Raw genomic sequence first — 9,587 nt, 5'->3', positions numbered from 1 at the left:
GTCCTGGGTGAGCCCGATTTCCTCGCGGCTGCTGTTCGTCAACCGCCGTGGCGTGCGCTTCTGCGTGGCTTCGCCGGAAGAGCTGGCGGTGATGGTGCGGCTGGGTCGCCTGCGCGCGCACATCGACGATGGCGCCTTCGACAGCGCCATGCAGGGCGTGATCGACCGGCTGGACAACAAGAACGCCACCGTCCACTGAGGCAACGCCGGGTTCTGCCCGGCCCCCTGCGCCCCACCGGCGCATGGTTTCTACTCAAACCGAACCGGTAGGTTACGATCCCCCCACACTCTGCTGATCGTCGGGGACAGGCATGGCTGTCGAGGTGTTGGTGGTAACCGAACGCGCGCCAGGGGAACGGCGCGTGGCGATGACGCCGGAAACGGCACGCAAGCTGGCCGCGCTGGGCGCGACCGTGTGGTTCGAACCCGGGGCCGGCCAGGCGGCCGGTTTTACCGATCAGGCGTACGTCGACGTCGGCGCGCAGCCGGCCGACGACACGCGGCTGGGCGCAGCCGACATCGTGCTGTGCGTGCAGCCGCCGGACACTGCACGGTTGGGCCAGCTCAAATCCGGCGCGACCCTGGTCGGCATGCTGCACCCGCAGGCCGACGCCGCGCGCGCCGGCCTGATCCAGTCCCGCGGGCTGCAGGCCTTCCCGCTGGAGCGCCTGCCGCGCACCACCCGCGCGCAGTCGATGGACGTGCTGAGTTCGCAGGCCGGCATGGCCGGCTACAAGGCCACGCTGATCGCCGCGCAGCTGGCACCGCGCTTCTTCCCGATGTTGACCACTGCCGCCGGCACCATCCGCCCGTCGCGGGTGCTGGTGGTGGGCGCCGGCGTCGCCGGGCTGCAGGCCATCGCCACCGCGCGCCGGCTGGGAGCGCAGGTGGAAGGCTTCGATGTGCGCCCGGAAACCCGCGAGCAGATCGAATCGCTGGGCGGCAAATTCCTTGACCTGGGCGTCAGCGCCGTGGGCGAGGGCGGCTATGCGCGGCCGCTGACCGACGAAGAGCGCGCCGAGCAGCAGCGCCGGCTGGGCGAGCACCTGCGCCTGGTGGACGTGGTGATCTGCACCGCGGCCGTACCCGGGCGCCCGGCGCCGAAGATCGTCAGTACCGCGATGGTGCAGGGCATGAAGCCGGGCAGCGTGATCGTCGACCTGGCCGCCGAGACCGGCGGCAACTGCGAGGCCACCCGCCCGGGTGAAACCATCGCGCTGGGCGGGGTCACCGTGGACGGCCCGCTCGACCTGGCCAGCCGCGGCGCGGTGCACGCCAGCGAGATGTACGCGCGCAACCTGTACAACTTCGTCGCGCTGTTCCTCAAGGACGGGGCGATCCAGTTCGACTGGGATGACGAACTGCTGGCGAAAACCCGCTGGGTAGCCGCCGGTTGATCCAGGGCCGCCACCCATGGGGTGGCTCTACCCGGACGCGGGGGTAGAGCCACCCCATGGGTGGCTGCACACCACAGGCGCCCGCGGCATTCCCGCACCCACGCGGTTCCCACCCGGGGTAGAGCCACCCCACGGGTGGCTGCACACCACAGGCACCCGCGGCATTCCCGCACCCACGCGGTTCCCACCGGGTAGAGCCACCCCATGGGTGGCTGCACACCCCACGGCATCACCGCTTCGGCGGCGGCAGATCCTTCACCGGGTTGGCCTTCAACCAGTCCTGACGCTGCTCGGGAGTCATCTTCGACCAGCGCTCACGCAGCGCATCGCGCTGCGCCGGACTCAATTCGCGCATCTGCGCGAACAGCGCGCGGGCCTGCTCGCGTTGCTCCGGGCTCATGTTTTCGAACCGATGGCGCCCGCGCCGGGCCAGCTCGCGTTGTTCCGGGGTCATGCCCTGCCAGCGCTGGCCGTGCTCCAGCATGCGCTCGCGCTGCGGTGGCGGGGCGTCGTTCCAGCGGTCGCGCACGGGCGCGATAAGCGCCTCGCGCTGCTGCGGGGTCAGCCGATCCCACTCCGGCAGGGGTGGGGTCTGCGCCCCGCTGGCCGCGCTCGTCGACAGCAGCGCCAGGGCCAGGATCAGTCGCGGTGTCATGTTCACTCCATTGCCAGGTCGGTCGTGCCCAGCCACACGTACAGGTCGGGATTCTCGTCGAGCATGTCGCTGCTGTCATCCACCGCCGAGGCCACCGGGGGCGTGGCCGGGGTGTTGGGCGGGTTGGCGGTGAAACTGTAGCCCAGCGCCAGTGCGGCCACCGCCGAACAGGCCGTCGCCATCCACCAGCCATGCGCCCGGCTGCGGCGTGGCGCGGCCGCGTGGCGGGCACTGCGCAGCCGTGCCAGGGTGGCCGGCGACACCTGCTGCAGGGCCTGTGCGTGCAGGGCGTGCAGGGCGGCGTCATCGTGCAGGGGCGGGGTAACGGGGCGGCTCACAGGGCGATCTCCAGGTGCTGCTGCAGCGCCTGCCGGGCGCGCGAAAGATGGGTTTTGACCGCGCCTTCGCTGCAGCCCATGGCCGCTGCGGTGGTGGCGCCGTCCAGTTGCTGCAGCACGCGCAGGGTGAAGGCCTCGCGCTGGCGTGCGGGGAGTTCGCGCAGTGCCCGCACCAGCTGCGCGTACTGTTCGCGCTGCTCGTGGGCCTGTGCCGGGCCGGGGGCGTGGTCGGCCCAGTCGATGTCGTGCTCGCTGCCGGCCTCGTCGCTGCTGCGCCAGAAGCGCAGCCGGAAGCCGCGCCGGCGCTGCAGGTCGACCACCCGGCGGCGCAGGATGCTCCAGAACAACGGCGCCCACTCGGCGGCCGGTTTGTCGCGGTAGGACAGCATCCGCAGCATGCTGTCCTGCACCGCATCCAGCGCATCGTCGCGCTGGCGCAGGCCGGCCTCGGCGAAGCGGAACGCGCGCGGCCCGATGCCCGCCAGGAACGCGTCCAGCGACACCGGCAGGGCGGCGTCGGCCTCGGTGGGCAGCGGTTGCAGGGTGGGGCTCACCAGCACAGGGTAGCGCTCGCGCAGGGGGGTACCTGTGACAACGCATCGGGGCGGCATCGGTTGACCGGCCTGCAGAACGGTTCAGCGCATGGTTATGATGGGGGGACGGGATCACCGCCTGGGAGACACACTGCAATGAGCGACGGGTTCGTGGCGTTGTACATCTTCATGCTGGCCGCGATCGCCGGCCACGTGATCATTTCACGGGTGCCGGTGATCCTGCATACCCCTTTGATGTCCGGGTCCAACTTCATCCACGGCATCGTGCTGATCGGCGCGATGGTGGTGCTGGGCCACGCGCAGACGCCGCTGGAGAAGATCATCGGCTTCATCGCGGTGGTGCTGGGCGCCGGCAATGCCGCCGGTGGCTACGTGGTCACCGAGCGCATGCTGGACATGTTCAAGCCCAGCGCCAAGCGCGACGCCGGGGAGAAGGCACCTTGAACGTGAGCACCGCGCAACTGCTGCAATGGCTGGTGCAGGTGAGCTACCTGGTGGCCGCCACCCTGTTCCTGCTGGGCCTGCAGCGCATGGCCTCGCCGATGACCGCGCGCAGCGGCATCCGCTGGGCCGGGCTGGGCATGCTGATCGCCACGGTGGCCACGTTCTTCCTGCCCGACCTGCACAACATTCCGCTGATCCTGGCGGCGGTGGCGATCGGCACGGGCGTGGCCTGGTGGTCGGCCAAGCGCGTGGCGATCACCGACATGCCGCAGATGGTGGCCCTCTACAACGGCATGGGTGGTGGCTCGGCCGCGGCGATCGGTGCGGTCGAACTGCTGCGCTTCTCGTTCCTGGCCAACCGCGATACCACCCATTGGAGTGAACAGGCCCTGGCCGACCTGGCCGCGCGCCAGCCGTCGGCCACGGTGCTGGCGTTGGCCATCATCGGCTCGGCGATCGGCGCGGTGTCGCTGTCCGGCTCGATCATTGCCTGGGCCAAGCTGGACGGGCGGCTGGACCGGCGCGTCACCTTCCCCGGGCAGCAGGCGTTCAACCTGCTGGTCGCGCTGGCGATGGTGGTGCTGGGCGCATGGGCGGCCATCAGCCTGAGCCCGGTGGCCATCATCAGCTTCTTCGTGGTCGCACTCGCCCTGGGCGTGCTGATGACGCTGCCGATCGGCGGTGCCGACATGCCGGTGGTGATCTCGCTGTACAACGCGTTCACCGGCCTGGCCGTGGCATTTGAAGGCTACGTGCTGGGCAACGAGGCGCTGATCATCGCCGGCATGATGGTCGGCGCGGCCGGCATCCTGCTGACCCGCCTGATGGCCAAGGCGATGAACCGGCCGATCAGCGGGGTGCTGTTCTCCAACTTCGGCGGTGGCGGCGTGGCGCAGGAAATCAGCGGCGCGCAGAAGCCGATCGAGGCCAGCGACGTGGCCGCCATGCTCGCCTTCGCCGAGCGCGTGGTGATCGTGCCCGGCTACGGCATGGCCGTGGCCCAGGCGCAGCACAAGGTGTGGGAACTGGCCCAGCGCCTGATCGACCGCGGCATCAAGGTGAAGTTCGCCATCCACCCGGTCGCCGGGCGCATGCCGGGCCACATGAACGTGCTGCTGGCCGAAGCGGGCGTGCCTTACGACCTGATCGCCGACATGGACGACATCAATCCCGAGTTCCCCAACACCGACGTGGTGCTGGTGATCGGCGCCAACGATGTGGTCAACCCGGTAGCGCGCACCGACCCGGCCAGCCCGATCTACGGCATGCCGATCCTGGACGTGGTGAACGCGCGCAACGTGGTGGTGATCAAGCGCGGCAAGGGCACCGGCTTCGCCGGCATCGAAAATGCGCTGTTCTACGCCGACAACGCCCGCATGCTCTACGGCGATGGCGCCGGCGCGGCCAGCGCGCTGGTCAGCGAATTGAAGGCGCTCGACGGCGGGCACTAAACAGAACGGTAGTGCCGGCCGCTGGCCGGCTCCCCGCCATGCATCAGTAACCCGGTAGCGCCGGCCGCTGGCCGGCTCCCCGCGATGCATCAGTAACCCGGTAGCGCCGGCCGCTGGCCGGCACCCCGCGATGCATCAGTGCCCCGGTAGTGCCGGCCGCTGGCCGGCTCCCGGCGATGCATCAGTAACCCGGTAGCGCCGGCCGCTGGCCGGCTCCCGCGCGATGCGTGAATACCAATGCGTTTCCTTCCCGGCGTCATGTAGAGCCGGCCAGCGGCCGGCACTACCGGCGCGCAGGGCGGTTACTTCGCCACCCACCACCCGATCACCAGCGCCACGCCCAGCCACAGCCACTCCACCGCGCCGTTGGCCAGGCCGATCAGCGTCCAGGCCATGAATGGGCCCATCCGCAACGATGAATCCCACGGATTGAGGCCCATCGAGCCGCCCAGGTAGGCCGAGGCGATGCCCCAGTTGGCGGCCAGCGCAACCAGCAGGGTCGCCAGCAGGGTCACCGCCACCCGGGCCGGGCCGGCGCGGAAGGTGCCCAGGCGCAGCATGAACGCGATATCCAGCGCCGCCAGCACCGCCATCCAGCCGGCCTGGCGGCCGCTGAGCAGGGCAATGAACAACCAGGCCAACGTGGCCGTGACGACACCAAGCAGCAACATCGGGGGCCAGAGCCAATGGCGGCTCCGGACAGGCACGGACGTGGGCGACATGCAATCTTCCTGTGAGTGCCCACAGGATACCGGCTTGCGGGGTGACCGGCGCGTGGGCGGCCGCTGGGCTAAAATGGTCGCCTTGCGGGAATTGGCCGCGACCCCCATATCGATCCACATGTATTCCCGTAGCAGTGAACCTGTCCACTTCGAACGCGACTGCGAGGCCGTCATGGTCCCGCAGGGCGAAACGGTCACGCTGCCCGCTGGCAGCTATGGCTACATCACCCAGGCCCTGGGTGGCAGCTATACCGTCTTCGTCGAAGGCAATCTGTTCCGCATCGCCGGCAAGGATGGCGACGCCATCGGAAAGGAACCGGCGCCGGCGCTGGAGCTGCCTGAAAACGCCTCCGATGACGAAGTCGAAAAACTGGTGTGGCAGCAGCTGCGCACCTGCTTCGATCCCGAAATCCCGTTCAACATCGTTGACCTGGGCCTGGTCTATGAGGTCGACCTCAAGCACCTGGACGACGGCCGGCGCGAGATCGACGTCACCATGACCCTGACCGCGCCCGGCTGCGGCATGGGCGATATCCTGGTCGATGACGTGCGCAGCAAGCTGGAGATGATTCCGACGGTGGCCCAGGCCGACGTCGAGCTGGTGTTCGACCCGCCGTGGGGCCGCCACATGATGTCCGAGGCCGCCCGGCTCGAAACCGGCATGCTGTAACCGCCCACCGCCAGCAGGCGTCGCGGCGTTCCCCGTAACCAGAACAGGAAATATCCGGTGTCCCAGTCTTCCGTGAGCTTCAACACCACCCGTTCCGCCACCCCGCGCAGCAGCGAGGAGCGCGAGCGCATCCTGGCCGCCCCCGGTTTTGGTCTGCATTTCACCGACCACATGGTGGAAGTGCGGTGGGACAAGGACACCGGCTGGCACAACGCGAACGTGCGTCCGTACGGCCCGCTGCAGCTGGACCCGGCCGCGGCGGTGCTGCATTACGGCCAGGAGATCTTCGAAGGCATCAAGGCTTACCGCCACGCCGACGGCTCGATCTGGACCTTCCGCCCGGACGCCAACGGCCGCCGCCTGCAGCGCTCGGCGCAGCGCCTGGCGCTGCCGGAACTGCCGGTGGACATCTTCGTCGAATCGCTCAAGCAGCTGATCGCCGTGGATGCCAGCTGGGTGCCGTCGGCTGACGAATCCAGCCTGTATTTCCGTCCGTTCATGATCGGTGATGAAGCCTTCCTCGGCGTGCGCGGCGCGCACAAGGCCGGCTACTACGTGATCGCCAGCCCGGCCGGCCCGTACTTCGCCAAGGGCGTGGCCCCGGTGTCGATCTGGCTGTCCACCGAGTACGCACGTGCGGCCAAGGGCGGCACCGGTGCGGCCAAGTGCGGTGGCAACTACGCCGCCTCGCTGCTGCCGCAGCAGAAGGCGCAGGCCCAGGGTTGCTCGCAGGTGCTGTTCCTGGATCCGGTCGAAGGCAAGTACCTGGAAGAACTGGGCGGCATGAACGTGTTCCTGGTCTACAAGGACGGCACCCTGGTGACCCCGGCGCTGTCGGGCAGCATCCTGGAAGGCATCACCCGCGAGAGCATCCTGCAGCTGGCCCGCGACCGTGGCATGAAGGTCGAAGAGCGCAAGGTCACCATCGACGAGTGGAAGCAGGGCGTGGCCTCCGGCGAGATCGCCGAGGTGTTCGCCTGCGGTACCGCGGCGGTGGTCACCCCGATCGGCCAGCTCAAGGGCGAGGGCTTCTCGGTGGGCGACATCAACGCGCCGGCCGGTGAAGTGACCATGTCGCTGCGCAAGGAGCTGACCGACATCCAGTACGGTCGCCTGCCGGACCGCCACGGTTGGCTGGTGCGTCTGGACGCGTAAGCGCCCAGCACCGGATGACCCCTGAAAACCCGCCTGGCAACAGGCGGGTTTTTTCATGGCGGTCGTGCGGGCCTCCGCACGCGGAGGCGCATTGTCCAGCGGTGGCAGCACGGCGCAGGCCCCGGTGCGCAAGGCTTGTCTGCATTTTTCCGACGCAGACAGCCGAAACAGACATTCGATGGCGCGATGTGACCGGTCGGAAGGCGCCAAGTTCCTTCACTTTCACAAACCTTCGACACGGGAAGTCTCAGATCCGACATTTCATGTCGCTGAAGTGCGGCTGAAACATTGTTGAACCTGCATCGACCCACTAGGTTCGCGATGGGCGGTTTGATTTCAGGGGAACCGATCCAGCAACCGGTCTTGATCCGTGCCATCGCGTTCAACAGCCCCCGGGTCGGGACTGGAAATTCAGCCGCGTTCGCGGCATCCACAGTCTGAAAGGGAAATCCGATGTCTCATGATTCGCAACCCCGTTTGCGTCAGCGTGCATTGGTTGTACTCGGCGCGTCCGTCCTGTCCACCCTGCTGCTGGCCGCCCCGGCATTCGCCGGCGATGTGCAGCTGAGCGGCTTGTCGTCGGCACCGACGCACCAGCGTTTCATCGTCAAATACAAGGATGGCGCCAACCTGGTCGCCACTCCGACCGCACTGGCCAGTTCGTTGAAGGCGGCGGCCTCGGCCGTACCGGCTGCGCAGGGTCGCGCGCTGGGCCTGCAGAAGCTGCGCCAGCTGGCCATCGGCCCGACCGTGGTCAAGGCCGATCGCCCGCTGGATGCGGCCGAATCGGAACTGCTGATGCGCCGCCTGGCGGCCGACCCGAACGTGGAATACGTCGAAGTCGATCAGCTGATGCACGCCACCCTGGTGCCCAACGACGCGCGCCTGTCCGAGCAGTGGGGCTTCGGCACGAGCAACGCCTCGATCAACGTGCGTCCGGCATGGGACAAGGCCACCGGCACCGGCGTGGTGGTGGCGGTGATCGATACCGGCATCACCAACCATCCGGACCTCAACGCCAACATCCTGCCGGGCTATGACTTCATCAGCGACGCGGCGATGGCGCGCGACGGCGGTGGGCGTGACAACAACCCGAACGATGAAGGCGACTGGTACGCCGCCAACGAGTGCGGCTCGGGCATTCCGGCGTCGAACTCGAGCTGGCACGGTACCCACGTGGCCGGGACCATCGCGGCGGTGACCAACAACAGCACCGGCGTGGCCGGTACGGCATTCAACGCGAAGGTGGTGCCGGTGCGCGTGCTCGGCAAGTGCGGTGGCTATACCTCCGACATCGCCGATGCGATCGTGTGGGCCTCTGGCGGTACCGTCAGCGGCGTGCCGGCCAATGCCAATCCGGCCGAAGTGATCAACATGTCGCTGGGCGGCGGTGGCACCTGTTCGACGACCTACCAGAACGCGATCAACGGTGCGGTGTCGCGCGGCACCACGGTGGTGGTGGCGGCGGGCAACAGCAACACCAACGTGTCGTCGTCGGTGCCGGCCAACTGCGCCAACGTGATCGCGGTGGCGGCCACGACGTCGGCCGGCGCGCGCGCGAGCTTCTCCAACTACGGTGCGGGCATCGACATTTCGGCCCCGGGCCAGGCGATCCTGTCCACGCTCAACAGCGGTACGACGGTGCCGGGCACGGCGTCCTACGCGTCCTACAACGGGACGTCGATGGCGGCGCCGCACGTGGCCGGCGTGGTGGCGCTGGTGCAGTCGGTGGCACCGACGGCGTTGACGCCGGCGGCGATCGAGACGTTGCTGAAGAACACGGCGCGTGCATTGCCGGGTGCGTGCAGCGGCGGGTGCGGCGCGGGCATCGTGGACGCCGATGCGGCGGTCACGGCGGCGCTGGGCGGGACCAATCCGAACCCGGGTACGGGCACGGTGCTGCAGAACAATGTGCCGGTCACGGGTCTGGGTGCGGCCAGCGGTGCTTCGCTGTCCTACACGGTCGTGGTGCCTGCGGGTCGTTCGCAGCTGAAGGTGAGCATTGCCGGTGGCAGCGGTGATGCGGACCTGTACGTGCGTTCGGGCAGCGCTCCGACTGACACTGTGTACAACTGCCGTCCGTATCTGAGCGGCAACAACGAGACCTGCACGATCACTTCACCGGCGGCCGGTACCTGGCACGTGCGGGTGAAGGGCTATTCGACCTTCTCCGGGGTCACCCTGACCTCGCAGTACTGAGC

Annotated in this window: 11 protein-coding genes; 7 read left to right on the top strand and 4 right to left on the bottom strand. The window is 68.5% G+C overall.

Going from position 1 to position 9,587, the window contains the following annotated elements; translation table 11 throughout:
• Positions 1-199, top strand: a 199-nt coding sequence (locus tag DBR34_RS03250) for a DUF1631 family protein (protein WP_128095680.1), incomplete at its 5' end; no start/stop codon positions are given.
• A 112-nt stretch (positions 200-311) separates the two neighbouring features.
• Complete coding sequence (locus tag DBR34_RS03245; RefSeq protein ID WP_128095679.1) at positions 312-1,397, top strand: NAD(P) transhydrogenase subunit alpha; 1,086 nt, start codon at positions 312-314, stop codon at positions 1,395-1,397.
• 229 nt (positions 1,398-1,626) lie between these two features.
• Here DBR34_RS03245 and DBR34_RS03240 read toward each other — a convergent pair whose 3' ends face one another.
• From DBR34_RS03240 to DBR34_RS03230, 3 genes are read right to left on the bottom strand one after another with little or no spacing between them, the layout of a single operon-like run.
• Positions 1,627-2,052: a DUF3106 domain-containing protein gene (locus DBR34_RS03240; RefSeq protein WP_128095678.1), complete on the bottom strand. Its 426-nt coding sequence runs from the start codon at positions 2,050-2,052 to the stop codon at positions 1,627-1,629.
• Between the two features lie 2 nt (positions 2,053-2,054).
• Positions 2,055-2,390 carry a hypothetical protein gene (locus DBR34_RS03235; RefSeq protein ID WP_128095677.1) on the bottom strand — a complete coding sequence of 112 codons (336 nt, stop codon included), beginning with the start codon at positions 2,388-2,390 and terminating at the stop codon, positions 2,055-2,057.
• Entirely contained in the window at positions 2,387-3,001 is a 615-nt protein-coding gene (locus DBR34_RS03230; RefSeq protein ID WP_258223632.1) for an RNA polymerase sigma factor, read from the bottom strand. Before DBR34_RS03230 ends, DBR34_RS03235 begins: the two co-directional genes overlap by 4 nt.
• 78 nt (positions 3,002-3,079) lie before the next feature.
• Between DBR34_RS03230 and DBR34_RS03225 the strand changes: the two genes are divergently transcribed.
• Both DBR34_RS03225 and DBR34_RS03220 read left to right on the top strand, forming a co-directional pair.
• Positions 3,080-3,388: an NAD(P) transhydrogenase subunit alpha gene (locus tag DBR34_RS03225; protein WP_019182396.1), complete on the top strand. Its 309-nt coding sequence runs from the start codon at positions 3,080-3,082 to the stop codon at positions 3,386-3,388.
• A complete protein-coding gene (locus DBR34_RS03220; RefSeq protein WP_128095675.1) occupies positions 3,385-4,839 on the top strand; it encodes an NAD(P)(+) transhydrogenase (Re/Si-specific) subunit beta in 1,455 nt (484 codons plus the stop codon). Before DBR34_RS03225 ends, DBR34_RS03220 begins: the two co-directional genes overlap by 4 nt.
• Positions 4,840-5,141: 302 nt before the next feature.
• On the opposite strand, the gene DBR34_RS03215 is transcribed toward DBR34_RS03220, so the two are convergent.
• Positions 5,142-5,561: a hypothetical protein gene (locus DBR34_RS03215; RefSeq protein WP_128095674.1), complete on the bottom strand. Its 420-nt coding sequence runs from the start codon at positions 5,559-5,561 to the stop codon at positions 5,142-5,144.
• A gap of 118 nt (positions 5,562-5,679) precedes the next feature.
• On the opposite strand from DBR34_RS03215, the gene sufT reads away from it, so the two are divergent.
• From sufT to DBR34_RS03200, 3 genes are all read left to right on the top strand, one after another.
• Positions 5,680-6,231: a putative Fe-S cluster assembly protein SufT gene (gene sufT, locus DBR34_RS03210; RefSeq protein ID WP_128095673.1), complete on the top strand. Its 552-nt coding sequence runs from the start codon at positions 5,680-5,682 to the stop codon at positions 6,229-6,231.
• A gap of 57 nt (positions 6,232-6,288) precedes the next feature.
• On the top strand, positions 6,289-7,386 hold the full coding sequence (locus tag DBR34_RS03205; RefSeq protein WP_128095672.1) for a branched-chain amino acid aminotransferase: 1,098 nt from the start codon (positions 6,289-6,291) through the stop codon (positions 7,384-7,386).
• Between the two features lie 453 nt (positions 7,387-7,839).
• Complete coding sequence (locus DBR34_RS03200) at positions 7,840-9,585, top strand: S8 family peptidase (protein ID WP_128095671.1); 1,746 nt, start codon at positions 7,840-7,842, stop codon at positions 9,583-9,585.
• Positions 9,586-9,587: the final 2 nt, after the last annotated feature.

It is taken from the genome of Stenotrophomonas sp. HMWF003, from assembly GCF_003061285.1.
Lineage (GTDB): Bacteria > Pseudomonadota > Gammaproteobacteria > Xanthomonadales > Xanthomonadaceae > Stenotrophomonas > Stenotrophomonas maltophilia_AP.
Note: the sequence above shows the minus strand (reverse complement) of the source record. Positions and strands in the feature narration are given on the sequence as shown.